We start from the raw sequence: 15673 nt of genomic DNA on the forward strand, positions 1-15673 counted from the left end.
AATGTCATCAAAAACAGCGTTCACGGGCCTGACCATGCCCGTCTTCACCGCTTTTGGCTGGGCTGGTGAAGAAACAGCCATCAATTTTGCCTTAGACCAGCTAGAGCAATTTGTTCATTTGCTACATAATAATCTGTCTCGCCAGGCCAAAGGCGATTTGCCATTTGCCGGTCTCAGCCGAACCAATCAATCTGTATACATCTCCGCTAGCGAGTCGCCAGAAGAAGATTTGCACCTGGTCTTTTTTGCCCGGCCATTAAGCCTGGAAATGCAGGTGGCCATGACCGACACTAAAGCGTTGGCCAAAGCCCTAAAAAATGCCGAAGCGCAGCCAGTCATGGCGCATCGGCTCATTACAGAGTTAGGTGCAGATTGGTCATTGCGGCTGCAGCAAGTGCAGGTGGACGACGAAAGCGGCGAACAGGCCCATTATCAGGACCTTTTCAAGGACAGCATTACGGCATTGCTGCCAGAGGTTTCAGCCGAAGCAATGAGCAAGGCAGCCTACTTAAACAGCGAAGATAAGTGGGTGACGCCTTTTTACCTGAGCCGTCGCTATCCGGCCGAGCAGGCTGCCGCAATGGGGCTAAAAATATCGTCTGTGCTGAGTGAGCAAATTGATGCGCTGCTGCCGCTCATCCATTTCCTCACTGGACGGCGTGCCAGCAGCAAACGGAAGTCTAAACCAAAAGCACGCACGGTAAAACCCATGATGGGTGGCAAATCAGAAGATGACGCTTCTTCTTCTCTGGCAACCATTATGAAACCAGAAGATGGCTTTACCCATGTAGCCCTCGTGAAACCGCTTCATCTTCGACGTGGCTTTATCAATCTCACTTCGGCTCACTGGCCCTTCTTTGCCATCAATTCCCGTACAGAGACGCGCCCCGTCACGATTTATTATGACGGTGTTTACGATAAAGAGAGCGCCGTGTGGCGGATGCTGCCCAACGATCTGGCGCGTATTGTCTTAAGCCCGTCGGTACACCACTGGTATGAAGATAACTTCAGTCAGGGTGATGAAATTCATGTTACCGTCACGCGCCTGGACAAGGACGAAATCCAAATTTCCCTGCGTGTGCCTAATTAGGTGAAAAGGCGAATATTGATTTTTAGGCCAACGTTCGTACGCCACGCCACATGGGCGTTTGGTCATAATCAAAGTAGCGGGCTTTGTGCAGGGTGAGCATATCGCTGTGATGAATGCCATGGGGGAGACGGCCGTTGTAAATCCGAATGGAGTGATAATAACCAGGAGATAGGTCATACACCGCGCTGGCGTGGGCTTCGCTGCGCCCCCAGCCCATTTGTGCCTCTTCAGACGTAAACAAAACCAAATTGGCATAGTTGCCATCTTTCAGCAACATGGTGCTGTAGCTTGCCAATCCCTCGTGCTGCGGAATTTCTGTCATCAGCGTTAGGTCAAACTCCTGCGCCAGCTCAATGTCCGCTTGGGAGCGGCTTTGCCCAAAAAAGCCCACAATGTGAAACAGTTTTTCTTCCCGAAAGTGGATAGGATGAGCCAACACCTGGCGGTGCGTCCAGCTTGTTTGGCCAGGCCGGTTGTGAAGGATGGTTTGGGGGATGTCGGGCAGCATGTGGGGATTTTGCAGCGTCAGGCAAAGCTGGCGAGCCATATAGCGCAATGTCTCCAGGTCGCCGGGGATGTGCTTGGGGTGGGTAAACGGCCGTTCGGCAAGAATGTGGGTGGGGGATAAATGAACGACGCTATCCATGATGGTTGTTTCCTCCTTTTATCTCATGGTATGGGTTGGCATAGGTAAAAAGCCTAGCTCGGCCGAAATCTTTTGGCAGGTGGCCAGCAGCATGGGCAACTGTTCTTGGAAAACGGCATCATTCAGCCGATAAGTGGGGCCAGAAATAGAAACGGTGGCTAATAAATTCCCCTGGTGGTTGTACAGCGGCCCGGCCATCGAACTAAAGCCTATTTCATACTCTTCATGCACGATGGCGTACTTTTGTTGGCAAATTTGGTTAAGTTGGCGGGTGAGTTGGTAGCCGTCGGTGATAGTTTTGTCGGTGTACTGGCGGAGAGGTTGAGGCAGAACGGCCGTACGCTCCTCTGGAGTCATGTGTGCCAAAATGAGCTTGCCGCTGGCCGTACAGTGCAGCGGCGACCGCCGCCCAATCCAGCCAATATATTGAATGGGCTGCGGGCTGGCCATCCGCTCGATGTTGACACACTCATTGCCGTCCAGCGCAGTGACGTTGACCGTTTCTTGGGAGGCCGCCACCAGATCAGAAAGATGGGGCTGAGCCACCGTGCGGGCATCCAGCCGTCCTAATGCGACGCCTGCTAACCCAACCAGCCCAATGCCCAAGCGGTATTTGCCAGACTCTGGGTTTTGGTCAATCAGCCCTTCTGCTTGCAGCGTGGCGATCATGCGGGAGACGGTGCTTTTGTGCAGATTCAGGCGGCGGCTCAACTCAGACACGCCCAGCTCTGGCTCCGCTTCCGTGAAGCTGCGTAAAATAGCAGCGGCGCGCTGGATTGACTGAATGGGTGCGGATGGCTTGTTGTTTGCGTTGTTCATTGCTCTTGTTGCATATTATGAAACTGTGTTCTGACATACGGGTCAAACACAGTATATGCGGAATGGAACGCTGCGTCAATCCCAGTTACCGAAATGCGGTAATTAGCGTGAGATAGACGCGGTTGCATACCATAGTATGGAAAGCAGCACGCGGTTCCGCCACTTACGGGCAAGCTCCCCTACACATGGCCGCTTGAGGTTGAAGGTGAGCCGCTGTTTGAGTTTGGATTTGGATTGGAAGCAGGAGAATAATAATTTTCCTAGATACAGTTCCAAAATCTATTACTAATAAAACGGCCGTTTTCATCATCGAAATTTTGGTGTCTGAAGCGGTCGTTTTTCCTGTATAATGGCCTTATGTGCAGTAGTGAAAAATCGGAGAGGGGTGGTCGTGGCCATAAGCTAAGATAATATCTGGGGAGTTTTTAATTGAGATGGTAATAGATGAAGAAGTCTCTCGTGCATTAAACGAACTTGCTCAATCAACAAACGTTATTGGTCCCGTAGTTGTTGATAACCATATTAACTATGTTATAAGGGGGCTTGCAGATACTGTTGAACAATTCACTAATCTCAGTTGGTGCTTATTAGGTTTTGTCGGGAGAATTTTTGAAACTGATATGAGTATTGATTCTGCTATTGGTGAAGGAACAACAGCAACCAACAATTTGCTGAATACCCTTGAAAATAGATTGAAAACCAATCAAGAGTTAACGCTAGCTCAGAAAGAGCGGATGCGCGATCCGTTAATTCAGGAATTAATATCGCACGTTCTACTTTTAATACACCAACGGCAAGAAAAAATGCCCGACTGGTTAGGAACAATTACAGCAATCTCACAACCTCACTTATCGGTTAACAATCAAGGGATAGACCTTATTGCTATAGGATTGTTTCAAAACAATCCTATTCCAATTATTGGAGAAGTGAAGGCAAAAGAAAAAGACCCTTGGGGAGGCTTAAATGATGCTTGTGAGAAATTTACACAAACAAAAGATGGGGAGTACGATGATGAAATTAGAAGTGCTTTAAAAGACATATCAAGACATAGTGAACCATCCTTCACAAAAGAGCAATTAGCAAACAATATTTGGCGTGAACGAAGTCATTTTGGGGCATTAGTGGGACATGATTGCCAATATGGAACAAATGGAACCGGTCACATAGATGTTGATTTTTCAAGCAATCGTCAAGAAATATTGAAACAAGATCCTGAGCGATTATTTTTTATTAGTTCCCCTTTTGAGTCAATGAGGGATTTATTCGATAACCTAACCAAAGAACTTGTATTACGTGCTAAAAGTCTGTCCGATTAATCATGATAGGGAGTGGCTAATTCTGTAGGCATACGAACTCAATCACATGTTTCTTGTCAAACGGCCGCATCCGATTGTGCAACTGACGTCGGTTCCAGGCATGAGCAAACGCTTTCACATGACGATTTAACCAAACCAAGCTGCGTGAGAAGCAACGGCTCTTTCTGACTAGTCGAGTGAGATAGTGTCGCAGTTCCGCATTGCCTCCTTCAACTGAGTACGTTTCGCTCTTATCTCTTAGCGATAAATGGTAGCCGCGACGATAAATCAAACTGTCGTACAGAGGGAACTTGTCACTGTAATACTGCTCGGCAGGCGCCTCATCAATCATTTTTTGTGCCACTGCCTGCGTGCGTTGCAAAACGGGCTCAATCCCTAGAAAACAGCGGGTTTGCCGGTCTACAACGGTCATGATGTAGATTTCGTTTTTTTCTCACCGATAAAGGTGAAGAGCTCATCCTGTTCAGCTACTTCCACTGGTTCATTAGGGCCGGGCAAGGTTGATGGCAACTTATCAGCGTATGCTTTAAGCCAATTAGCGACCGACTGTGGCGCAACACCTAGATGTCGTGCTGCCTGACGTTGGCTATTGCCATCCAAGACCAAGCGAATGGCTTGTTGGCGGATGGCAATTGGATGGCCATTTGGCTGAGGCTGGGGTACATATTTACGATTGCAGGCTTTGCATTTGAATACTTGGCTACCAGCCACAGTTTTGCCATTTCTAACTTGAGAATCTGTTCGGTGACAGTGCGGACATTGGTTCATGTGCCTTTTATACCATGCCTTTGTGTTTAGTCACTCCCATCATGATAGATGAATTTGCCCAAGGCTTAATTATAAATTCTCAAATTCCTTCCCAGCTATCTGCTATAGATGCTCGTGATATGCTCTCACGATCTTATCTTTCATGGCTAGAACGAAATATATTTAATGGTGAAGGGACAAGAAACAGTTTGTTTGGGGAGGATTTGAGGCGGTTGTCTTTAGCTTCCTCGATATTGCATAACTCTGAAAATGAAGATAGTAACAATGCTGATTCAACCGCCTTTTTAGTTGCGGAAGCTGGCGAAGTCTCAACCTTATTGGGTCGTGCCGACTTAGAAAATATATCTGCAAGCCAACGTTTTAGAAAACTTGTTCGATTTCTTGACTTGGCTAGTTATTATCATTTGGCAGATTACGATGCTAATGCAAGCGTTACTGCTAAATTTGCCCTTTCTTTTGACTTTGGAGGTTTCAACACCGATGAAGACATTAATGATGCTCATCTTAGTTATTATCGCTGTTTAGGACAGTTTCTTCGAGGGAAATTTAATGACTGCCGAGATGAAGCCGAAAAGGAGATTTCTGGAAGTACATCTGAAGAAAAAGCTTTTCTCTTTTTGAGAACTTGTTTGGCTAATCTGACAAACAAATACAAAAACCAAGGGGATAACGGAATTGATAGAAGGCTTAGCAATCTCCAATCCGCTCTTCAAAATGCCCCTGTCACCTATTTTTCCCTTCTTGCAGAAACCCTCAAACTAATGGCTTTCTATTCTGCTGTTCCTCGGAAAAGCTCATTTCAATTACTTGAAAATGTGTTTTCTGATCAACAAGAATATTTGAATGTTCGTGTAAGTGGAGATAATGAGCAGAGTTTTCCATTTGCTTGGCCACCAACTAGAGATTTTTGCGCCAAGTATTTTGTAGATAGTATGCCTCATGCTGTGATAACTGTGCCTACAGGTGGGGGCAAAAGCTTTCTTGCCGAATTAGCATCGGCTGAAGCTTTAGGGCATGGATGGGTTTTATATATTGCCCCGACAAATGCTTTATGTGCCCAAATAAAAACTGATTTGAGGGAGAATCTGAACTCAATCACTAATATTGATGTTGAGGCTTATCTTGGTAAGCTTGAATATTCTGGTGAATTACCACAATTTCAAATTCCACGACAAGTTTTAGTGGTTACACCAGAAAAAGCATTATTACTTCTCAAAAGACAGTCTGAAATATTCAAAAAGTGTTCTGCTGTGGTTCTGGATGAATGTCATCTATTGGGTAGTAAAAACCGTGGTGATATTGCGGAAATTGTTCTTGCTTTTTGTCTTTCTCAAAACCCCGAAGTACGTATTATTTTGATGTCAGCGCTGGTTCAAGACAGTAACAAGTTAGCTGCTTGGCTAAATAACAAAACTGGTAAAGAAGTTATTGAGATCGATCTAAACTGGAGACCAACCAGAATTTCTCGTTTAACCATATTTCCTGATTGGGAAACACTCGAACGGCCATTAAATGGAAATGATAAATATTCTGTTGGTGTAAAAGCTTTTGGGGATACAGTTACCCCTTGGAGGGAAGATACACCATTGGAATCTTGGTTAACACCTATTCGGCTTGAGCATAAAAATACTAAGTTTCCATGGAGAAACGATGTTACCCGCAACTTAGCCACAATATTCACAAACAATAATATTCCTACTTTGGTGTTCGTACTTAAAAACAAGCATGAAGCATTTTCAATTGCTGGGAAATATGATTCTAGTTCGCAAATACCAGAAGAAATCCCTGCGACTCAAAAAGAGTACGATTTAGCTATTGTTGCAAAATATGAATTAGGCACACCGACTATATTAGAAGAACTCATAAACGAAAAAAGAGCTGCAGTTCATACGTCTGTTATGCTGAACTGCGAACGGGAATTATCAGAAATCTCGTTTGCAAATGGACGTGCATTGTTACTTGTTGCAACTGGAACTCTTTCACAGGGATTAAATCTGGCTGCAAAGGCTGCCATCATTTGTGGAACGCAACTATCAGAATATGGAACTGGATTCAATATCGATCCCGATGAATTACAAAGGCTCTCATTATCTCAAGTTCTAAACGCCACAGGAAGAGCCGCCAGAGCTAATATCGCATGTCGAGGGATAAGCGTCATTGTCCCTGACTCGCTAAGAAGAGATGAACAAGCTATCCAAAAAAGTGAAATTCTCCGAACTGTACCAGTTCTTCAATATAAAGATGCATCCTTACAAATTAACAGCCCGCTTAAGAACAAATTCCAAGCTTCGTTAGAAAACCAGCTAGACGATCCTACCAATGAAATTGAACGTTCTCTATTAGCTTTACTACCCACTGACAATGATAATTTAAATTCGACAGTTCGTTTTACACTAGGCAGTTATGAAATAGAGGATGGAGAATCCACCGAAACTGTAATTCGGCGTCTTGATTCTATAAAAACAAGAGCAATTGAAGATGGGCATCCAGAATGGATACTAGAGGCTGCATCTTTTGCAGGAATTGAATATGAACTAGCAAGTAATCTTTACAATTTTATCCTTAGCCATGCAAATATAGCAGGATTTACTTCCCCAGATGATTCTTATAGTGGGTGGGCATCATTTTTGTTTGACTGGATTCGTGAATTGCCCGCTCCTGCAACGTGGGACTTAGTGAAATTACATATAAAAGCATGGCGTTATTCTTGGGGATCCAATAGAGATGATGACCTGAAAAAGCTTTTTGAGGAAGAATCATACCCAACAATTTTGTCTCAAAACATTGAGCCATACCTAAATGATTTGTGGGAAAACATGCAACTGACAGCTCAAGCTTGGTTAGACGACAAAACGCTATTGCAAATTGGGGAATTGCTTACGCGGAGAGAGAGTACTCAAGCCAACCAAAACAAGAGAACAAGTGCAGGACATTTTCTTCCGCGAACAATCATGTGGGGGAAAGGATTTATCGAACAGCTAGCCCAATTTGCAGGACTTCTATTAGCTTTACAAAATCAATGGGTAGAACACGAACCAGACACAATTCCAGAGTGGGTGTTATCTACTAACACATTGCACACGTTTCCCTTTGGGCTACGCTGTGGCATATCCGATCCTTTTGCAGCAGCTTGGTACAGACATGTTATCCAAGAGCGGCGATCTGCAAATCTGTTACAAAAAATCGCACCTATACAAGTGGAAACAGTTTTGGATTTACAAGAAGTTTGGTCAGAAACCAGAGATACTCTGTCCGAGTTCTTACAAATGACTGATGAGGATGAGATAGTCACATCATTGAGGCGATTATTAAGTGATTCAAATTAAAATTGCCAGAGACTGTATTTTAGGAGTGGCCAAACGTTAGGAAAGCGGATGTGTTGTTTGGGATACGGCCGTTTACAGCCCCCCCTCTACACATGACCGCGTAATCTAAAATTTGAGCCGTTTATGGCGAAAATTTGGACACACCCAAAAATGTCCCCGTATAAATTGTGCTATCCGGCCCCACTTCTGTGGCCGCAAAAACCGTATTCTCACAATTACGGGGACGGGTGAGGAGTGTGGGGATAACGGCCGTAAACCGCAAGCCAAGCGAACGAATTTGGGGCACAGAAGCCAGCGAGCAAGTCGTTTGGCTTGAAGGGACAAAAAAGGCCGATTCCCCTGTAGCAAAATCAACCGCCTCTAATCCCCAAACTCCATCTCGCTGACCGATGCCATAAAACAATCCACTGGCCTCACTCATTGTCGGGATACCATTGGGGATGGAAATATCCTCGTTTACCCAAACCTGCTGGCACTGTTGCGTCGTTGCATCCCAATCAATCCGTTCGATACCGAATGGGGCAACATCGGGATCGCCACCGGCAAATGCGGCCAACGACCCGCTAATCTGTTGGGGAATTCGCCGCCAGTACCCAGGCTCTTCTTGCAGCAAATTATTAACGACCACCGCAGCATACCCACGCACCAAAACCGATTGTTCCGAAAGTGAGCGCGTAGCTTCCGGATAGCCAAATCGAATTGGAACCTCACAGGCAATGCGGCGATCTTTTCCGGGGGCAATTGGCTGCCAATCGCTGGGGATTTCATCCCGCCACATAAAAACAAGGTGCATCAATTCCTGACCGTCTGTGAAAACCACGAACTTATCGGCATCTGTGCCTGTGCCCATTAAGCTGGGTGTGGAACCTGAGCCAGGCCCCAGGCGCAAGGCGGATAAGTAGCCTGGCGCTGTATCGTAAGGCGTTTGCCAGGCGAGTGACAACGCTGATCCGTCCCACTGCACACGCAGCATGGCGCGGCTGGTGACAATGTATATGCCGCCCTCTTCGTCAACTGCGATACTGTTGGAGATGATGTGATCATTTTCATTTTGGCAATTGTCGCCATTGATTGAATAGCGCTGCAAGTTAACGGCCGTTAACTTCTCTATCTCTCGCGGCAAAACGCCCACGACCCCACCCTCTGTCACGATAACGATGTGGTCATCATAGGTAAGATTGATACCCACAATCAAATCTGCATCCCCGCAAAAAAATTCATCCGGCAGTTGAAACCGTTTCAACAAGGCAATGGCTGAATAACGATCCCCGGCAACGCTGTCGGCATAAATTTCAACAGCGCGTTGTCGGCCCACAATGAAATGGTTGTCACGGTCGATGGCGCTGTAGGCACCGCTTATGCCCAATCCTCTATCTATCTCGCCATTCTCTTCAAATTGGGGACTGTAACTATCAATGACGGCAAAAGCATCGTGATCCAGCTTCACAATCGTGCCGTCCAGCGTCAAGAGCGACCCCCAAACGGCCACACCGCCATCGGCATAGGGTGAACTGAAGTTGTAAGTAATGGCGACGTTGGCTAGATCGAGATGCTGGACTAAAAATGTGTCATTGGCGGTGGGGCCAGGCAGTGCGGTGGAACCTTGAGCGTAGCTACCACCGTGCGAAATGCTCCAGCCAGATCGGGCTAAACTGGGATTACACGGTGGTTCATTGGCAACGGCCGTTGTTTCACAATCTTCCGGCACAGAGACCAGCTCCAGCGTAGGAACCGACCCATTTTGACGAATAACCTGGACGCTAGATAGAGGGGGTGCTTGTTGCCACATTAAAATGGCTGGAAAAATTAATGTCAGTACAAGCAGTAAAAAACCAATGATGCCTAGGGGAATCAGCAGATATTTTCGTTTCATTTTTCAATTGTCCTCCATTAAAATTGGTTTGTAAAATCAATTCGCTAAACGTTTGCTGAATTAGGTTTGGCAGGGAAAGCGGATGTGTTGTTTGGGATACGGCCGTTTACAAGCAAGCTCCCTTACACATGGCCGCTTGAGGTTGAAGGTGAGCCGTTGTTTGCGTTTGGATTTGGGTTGGAGTAGGTGTGATGAGGAAACGGCCGTTTGGCTTATGAAGATAACGCAAGTAGCCTATTTTCATAGGGCTGGGTATCCTTCATAAGGCTTGCATCTTGCTTGCTCATAAATCCCGACGAGGAATAACAACATCCATGAAAGCACAGATATTTGCACAATGCCAGACGGTGTTCCCTGAATGGCAAGACCTTTCGCTAGAAGATTTCACATTCGCTGACCCCAAAGGCTTTTCTTCATTTACGATGGGCATAACGACAGAGAAAGATGTTCAACCTTCAGCCATCCTTTACCGTCGCCTTGCGGGGAAAGAGAATGCGATATTGGACTTTGAGGCGGAAAAGGATGTTTTCCTGACCCTGGCGGCCAACAACATTGCCGCCCACTGTTATTATTACGACGAAACATGCCGCATCGAAGCGTTTTATAACGGCCGTACCCTCACCCCCGCTGATCTATTTGATCCTGAGAATTTACGCAAAATCGGGAATGAATTGGCGCGTTTTCACCAGATCGAACCCCCAAACCTGCCAGCGCAAACATTCTTTGAACTGCTCCACGAAAAGTGGGGGCGCGAGGCCAAAATTGTGCTGGAAGAAAAGCTGGACGCCTTCCCACCCCATGAACAAGCGCTTTGCGAAGAGTTGCGAGCCATTTATAGTGCAGAAACGGTCGTTAAAGTCCAGCGCTGTCTACCAGATGGGCCGCTGACCTTTTGCCACAACGACACCTATCATGGCAACATCATGAAGCTAAACAATGGCGACATCAAACTGCTAGATTTTGAGTTTTCTTGCCTGAATCACCGCGCGTTTGATTTTTCCAATCTGTTTGCGGAAACGGTTATGAAGCATAAACAGCCAGACTACCCGTACTTTCGCATTGCTGAACCAGAATTTACTGACCGTGAAATTGGTACATTGGTTAGCTATTATTTGGATAATTTCCAGTTCGCAACCCCGGCAGAAAAAGAAAAAGAAGCCCAACAGCTATTGCAAGAAACAAAAGATATGATCTTGCTGTCGCATTATATGTATGCGATGGCTGCATTACCGCTTGCGGTTGAACCGATTCAGAAAATCCGTTTCATTCCCTACGCGCATAAACGATTTACTAAATTTCTAAGTGAATATGAACAGCGGTTTGAGCAATAAGTATCTTTCCAGATGTTTGCGCTGACAGGGCAAATTTTATGCCAATATTTGTTTACCGGGGCAGGCTTTTTTGCATTTCGTTGTAATGAATCAACGGGTCACCCTGGAGCTGGTCAGGCTGGAGGGCAAGAGCTAGCTGGGTGGTGAGCGGCGTGGGCGTGCCAGAGAGGATGACGGGATGGTTTTGGGAGTTGGCATGCAGTACGGTCGTAATCCCCACCTCCAAATTCCCCAATCGAGGCAGCACAACATGGAGCATCTGGCAAACGCTGGCGTCGGCAAATTGTTGCACTGCTTCAAATGAATCTACCCACACGTCGGCCACCAACATCGTTTTCAGGCGGCGAATGCGGCAAAAGCTGGTTAGCTCTTTGTACTGTGCCAGTTGTGTCGGTAAATCTTCCCGCCAAACCGGGTTTTGCATCAGCAGGTCATATGGCTTGGCCGCTCGTTCCAGGCCATACATTGCCCCCAGCACCTTGCCGCTTTTGTTATCAAACAGGTTGCCAAAGCCACCCTGCAAATCTAAATGAATGGTTGGTTGGAAATCCAGGTTGAGGCTGGGCAGCCAGGCGGCAATCTGGCGTACGTGCTGCTGCAGCCGTTCGGCGTTTTTGCCCAGGGTGGCCTTGTGGTTCTGGTTGCCTGTGGTATAACCAACCGAGGCAACATGGGTGGTTAGAATGGTGTGGGCTGCCTGGATGGTTTGGTCGTTGAGCGGAATTTGCAGCGGCACGGCCGTTTCCATCAAATCTAGCCCATATTCCCGCGCCACCAACTTTGCCACTGAGACCCGATTGGCTGCCGCCACCGCTGGCAGCAACGCCGCCGTAAGCCCATATTGCACTGCCGGATGCAACGGCCGTTCCACCGTCACTTCCTCTTCTGTGGCCACAGGCGTTGGCTCCTCTGCCAAAAAGCCTGTAATCAGGCTGCGCCGCGAAACGGCTCTGGTGGCTAGTTCTGGTGGAGGTGTGACTTTGGTGTAGGTAAACGACTCGGTGAGCGGCAGCAGCTTTTGCGCCAGTGGTCGGAATTCGGTTGCGGGTTGGCCTTGCCACAGCGGGGCAACTACCTGTTGAATCTGGTTCGCTGCCTGAATGGGATCGAAAACGGCCGCGACCCCCATGCGAGACGCCGCAGGCACAGCCACACAATCTGCCCAAAACCGCCGCCCGTCACTCAGCTCAATACCGATTGTTAGTTGTGAACGGCCGTTTTCAGCCAAAGTTGGTGCCGTTAACAGCTCAGAAATCGCAGGACTTTTCATCATGGCAGCGTCAAATTTAGCCGATGCCCCCAAAAAATACAACCAGCGGCTGTTGGCTGGTTGTGGCTTGCTGCTCATTTTGTTCTTCTTTGTCGTAGCCTTTACGCTTCTCTGGTTCATTCAACAGGATCGGCAGCAGGTGCAATACCCTGGCTCCGTTCCGCTGGCTGCACATAGCAACTATGCCAGCTTACCCCGCACTTACCGCTGGGACGATACCTTTAGAACACAAGATGGTTTTACGGCCGTTTACAACTGGTACTCGACCAACTTCAACATGGGTGCCGAAGCACGCGCCAACGGCTCCTGCATTTATTTGGAAACAAACGAAAACTACATCCGAATCGAACGATATATGAGCGTCTTTATTTGCGGAACGGCCGAAGGGCAGTTAGTGTTTGTTTCTCGAACGACGACCTTCAAATAATGAAGGCAATTACACAACGTCCCGAACGTCTACCACTTCTTGATCAGAAATTTGGCTGAAAGCTGCACGCACGTCATCGGCCGTTACACCAGGGATTTTCAAAACCGCGTCATAAAACCCTTCGCGGCGGTGAGATGGATAGGTGCCAATGCCCATCACGCCCCAATCGTTGTCGGCTAATGCTTTCATCAGCTTGGCAAACTCGCCTTTGCGATTAGGCATACGCACCGTTACCCGCAAACCGTCCACCGGCAGCCCCATCAACACCTGATAGGAGCGCAAAATATCTATCTCAGAAATAATCCCCTCAACAATGCTGTCGGTGTCAAGGATGAGTAAGCAACCCACTTTGTTATCTGCCATAATTTTGGCAGCTCTTTCAATGGTGCGGTCTGCCAAAACAGTAAGCACATCATCCTTTTTCACCATTACATCTTTTACGGTGAGATTGCTCAACTGGCGAGAGATTTCCCACATATTTAAGCTGCCAAGCAAATCTGGCTTTAACGTCAGGCGGGTGCGCGTTACCAGCCCTTCCAGATGCTTGCCGGCAGACGCCACAGGCAAATGCCGGACGTTATTCTCAGCCATGATTTGTTGAGCCTCGGCGGCTCTGGTAGTCGGTGAAATGATGATGGGATGTCGTGTCATACATTCTTTAACAAGCATCTTCTTCCCTTCCTGTAGGTTAGTGACTATTAGTCGCCATAGAAATAACTGGCTCAAACGTGCGGAGCATCTCCTCTGGAATATGGCAGAAAATACGGTGGCCATTTTCCAGCTCACGCCAGGGTGGAATCTCCTGTTCGCAAATTTTGCCGCCGTCGGGCAGCATCTCCCGGCGTGGGCAGCGGGTGTGGAAGCGGCAGCCGCTTGGCGGGCTAATGGCGCTCGGCACGGAGCCAGAGAGCCGAATATGCTTTTGCTTGGCCGTGGGGTCTGGAATAGGTACGGCCGAAAGCAATGCCTCGGTGTACGGATGGTAGGGCGGGGCATAAATTGCCTCAGCCGGGCCAATTTCCATAATTTGCCCCAGGTACATTACTGCCACGTCGTCTGAGAAAAAGCGCACCACCGACAAATCATGCGCGATGAAAATCATGGTGGTTTTGTACTCCTGCTGCACTTCCAGCAGCAGGTTAAGCAGTGCCGCCTGCACCGACACGTCCAGCGCACTCACTGGCTCATCGCACAGCACCAGGTCTGGGCGGCTGGCCAGGGCGCGAGCAATACCCACCCGCTGCTTTTCGCCGCCACTTAGCTGGCGCGGCAGGCGATCAAAATAGTTTTCGCCCAGCCGCATCGCGTCCAGCAGCTTAATGACCTCGCTACGAATTTGGTCTTTAGGCACAGTACCAAACCGCTCCATCGGACGGCCGATTTGCTGCCCAACGGTGTAAGATGGATTCATCGTGGAGTCGGGATTCTGGAACACCATTTGCAGCTCTTGAATGAGCTTTTCATTGCGGGTTTCCAAGTCGCCAGTGATGTCGAAACCCATGAACTGTGCGTCGCCGCTGGTGCTGTCCTCTAGCCCAATCAACGTTTTAATAAGCGTACTTTTGCCGCAGCCAGATTCACCAACAACGCCCAGCGTTTTGCCTTTTTTCACGGCAAACGAGGCGTTTTCTACTGCTTTAACGTAGCGCGTTTCGCCCAAACCAAACAAATCTTTCAGGGAGCTACCCTGAACTTCGTAATATTTTTTCAGGTTTTGAACTTCTATTAGCGTTTCTTCATCACCGTTGGCTTGCACGCTTGATAAAGCCGGTTTTATATCTTCGGTGGGAGCCCATTGGCTGGGGTCAATCTCTTCGGCAAAGTGGCAGCGAACGGCCGTGCCATTCCCCATGATGCGTAGCTGCGGCCGTTCACTATGGCAGCGGTCTTGGGCATAATCGCAGCGGGGCACATACATGCAGCCCACCGGGCGATTGTTGGGTGGGGGAACGCGCCCGCGAATGGGGTACAGGACGCTGCCGGCCTTGTCTGCCCCCAGCTTGGGCACGCAGCGGATAAGACCCTGCGTGTATGGATGTTGGGGGCGGGCAAAAAGCTGCTCAATCTCTGCACGTTCTACCATTTCGCCAGCGTACATCACGCCAACACGGGTGCAAACACGCGCCACCACGCCCAAATTGTGGGTGATGTACATGATAGCTGTGTCAAAATCTCGTCGCAGCTCGCCGATTAGATCGAGAACGGCCGCTTCCACCGTTACATCCAGTGCCGTTGTCGGCTCATCCATAATCAGCAGCGCCGGATTGTTCAGCAAGGCCATAGCGATCACCACCCGCTGCTGCTGCCCACCGGAAATTTGGTGTGGATACCGCTTCATCACGTTGGCCGCATCTGGCATATAGACCCGTTCTAGCATCTCCACACACCGCGTGGCCGCATCCTGATCGCTAATGCCCCGATGCACGGTAAGCACCTCTTTCATCTGGTCACCCAGCGTCATGGATGGGTTAAGTGCTTGCATGGGGTCTTGAAACACCATCGCAATTTGGTCGCCACGTAGCTGCCGCAGCTCTTCGCCACTTTTGCCTACCAGTTCTTGCCCCTGAAACTTGATGCTGCCTCGCTTAACGTACCCGTTGGAGCCTAAAAAGTTGACAATGGCCCAGGCCATCGTGCTTTTGCCACAGCCAGATTCCCCCACAATGCCAAACGATTCACCCCGGCGAATCTCAAACGAGACATTTTGGACTGCCTCAATCTCGCCCCCACGAATTTTGTAGGCCACCGCAACATCTTCTACTTTGAGTACCGACGCTTTTCTATCGTCCACTTTCCATTCCATTGCA

General features: G+C 48.2%; 13 protein-coding genes. 5 read left to right on the forward strand and 8 right to left on the reverse strand.

What is annotated here, in order from left to right; genetic code table 11:
- Nucleotide 1 precedes the first annotated feature (1 nt).
- Nucleotides 2–1090: a hypothetical protein gene (locus ACOQPM_RS15745; protein ID WP_420630223.1), complete on the forward strand. Its 1089-nt coding sequence runs from the start codon at nucleotides 2–4 to the stop codon at nucleotides 1088–1090.
- Between the two features lie 22 nt (nucleotides 1091–1112).
- Here the strand turns inward: ACOQPM_RS15745 and ACOQPM_RS15750 are convergent, their stop codons facing one another.
- Together ACOQPM_RS15750 and ACOQPM_RS15755 are read right to left on the reverse strand one after the other, a co-directional pair.
- Complete coding sequence (locus ACOQPM_RS15750; protein WP_420630224.1) at nucleotides 1113–1736, reverse strand: hypothetical protein; 624 nt, start codon at nucleotides 1734–1736, stop codon at nucleotides 1113–1115.
- An 18-nt stretch (nucleotides 1737–1754) separates the two neighbouring features.
- Complete coding sequence (locus ACOQPM_RS15755; RefSeq protein ID WP_420630225.1) at nucleotides 1755–2555, reverse strand: IclR family transcriptional regulator; 801 nt, start codon at nucleotides 2553–2555, stop codon at nucleotides 1755–1757.
- Nucleotides 2556–2989: 434 nt separating this feature from the next.
- Between ACOQPM_RS15755 and ACOQPM_RS15760 the strand changes: the two genes are divergently transcribed.
- A complete protein-coding gene (locus ACOQPM_RS15760) occupies nucleotides 2990–3871 on the forward strand; it encodes a hypothetical protein (protein ID WP_420630226.1) in 882 nt (293 codons plus the stop codon).
- 16 nt (nucleotides 3872–3887) lie between these two features.
- Here the strand turns inward: ACOQPM_RS15760 and ACOQPM_RS15765 are convergent, their stop codons facing one another.
- Both ACOQPM_RS15765 and ACOQPM_RS15770 read right to left on the reverse strand, forming a co-directional pair.
- Nucleotides 3888–4283: an IS1 family transposase gene (locus ACOQPM_RS15765; RefSeq protein WP_420627216.1), complete on the reverse strand. Its 396-nt coding sequence runs from the start codon at nucleotides 4281–4283 to the stop codon at nucleotides 3888–3890.
- Complete coding sequence (locus ACOQPM_RS15770; RefSeq protein ID WP_420627217.1) at nucleotides 4280–4639, reverse strand: helix-turn-helix domain-containing protein; 360 nt, start codon at nucleotides 4637–4639, stop codon at nucleotides 4280–4282. The genes ACOQPM_RS15765 and ACOQPM_RS15770 overlap by 4 nt, the downstream gene beginning before the upstream one ends.
- Nucleotides 4640–4680: 41 nt before the next feature.
- Here ACOQPM_RS15770 and ACOQPM_RS15775 point away from each other — a divergent pair, with 41 nt between their 5' ends.
- On the forward strand, nucleotides 4681–7965 hold the full coding sequence (locus tag ACOQPM_RS15775) for a DEAD/DEAH box helicase (protein ID WP_420630227.1): 3285 nt from the start codon (nucleotides 4681–4683) through the stop codon (nucleotides 7963–7965).
- A 121-nt stretch (nucleotides 7966–8086) separates the two neighbouring features.
- Here ACOQPM_RS15775 and ACOQPM_RS15780 read toward each other — a convergent pair whose 3' ends face one another.
- Nucleotides 8087–9838 carry a hypothetical protein gene (locus ACOQPM_RS15780; RefSeq protein WP_420630228.1) on the reverse strand — a complete coding sequence of 584 codons (1752 nt, stop codon included), beginning with the start codon at nucleotides 9836–9838 and terminating at the stop codon, nucleotides 8087–8089.
- A 314-nt stretch (nucleotides 9839–10152) separates the two neighbouring features.
- Here ACOQPM_RS15780 and ACOQPM_RS15785 point away from each other — a divergent pair, with 314 nt between their 5' ends.
- Complete coding sequence (locus tag ACOQPM_RS15785; protein ID WP_420630229.1) at nucleotides 10153–11169, forward strand: phosphotransferase; 1017 nt, start codon at nucleotides 10153–10155, stop codon at nucleotides 11167–11169.
- 52 nt (nucleotides 11170–11221) lie between these two features.
- Here ACOQPM_RS15785 and ACOQPM_RS15790 read toward each other — a convergent pair whose 3' ends face one another.
- Complete coding sequence (locus ACOQPM_RS15790; RefSeq protein ID WP_420630230.1) at nucleotides 11222–12442, reverse strand: hypothetical protein; 1221 nt, start codon at nucleotides 12440–12442, stop codon at nucleotides 11222–11224.
- Here ACOQPM_RS15790 and ACOQPM_RS15795 point away from each other — a divergent pair.
- Complete coding sequence (locus ACOQPM_RS15795) at nucleotides 12441–12866, forward strand: hypothetical protein (protein ID WP_420630231.1); 426 nt, start codon at nucleotides 12441–12443, stop codon at nucleotides 12864–12866. The genes ACOQPM_RS15790 and ACOQPM_RS15795 overlap by 2 nt on opposite strands.
- Nucleotides 12867–12875: 9 nt before the next feature.
- On the opposite strand, the gene ACOQPM_RS15800 is transcribed toward ACOQPM_RS15795, so the two are convergent.
- Both ACOQPM_RS15800 and ACOQPM_RS15805 read right to left on the reverse strand, forming a co-directional pair.
- Nucleotides 12876–13535, reverse strand: coding sequence for a CBS domain-containing protein (locus ACOQPM_RS15800; RefSeq protein WP_420630232.1), 660 nt, complete (start codon nucleotides 13533–13535; stop codon nucleotides 12876–12878).
- Nucleotides 13536–13554: 19 nt separating this feature from the next.
- On the reverse strand, nucleotides 13555–15669 hold the full coding sequence (locus tag ACOQPM_RS15805; protein WP_420630233.1) for a dipeptide ABC transporter ATP-binding protein: 2115 nt from the start codon (nucleotides 15667–15669) through the stop codon (nucleotides 13555–13557).
- Nucleotides 15670–15673: the final 4 nt, after the last annotated feature.

Origin of the sequence: Candidatus Leptofilum sp. (genome assembly GCF_965223525.1) — a bacterium.
In the GTDB taxonomy this organism is placed as follows: domain Bacteria; phylum Chloroflexota; class Anaerolineae; order Promineifilales; family Promineifilaceae; genus Leptofilum.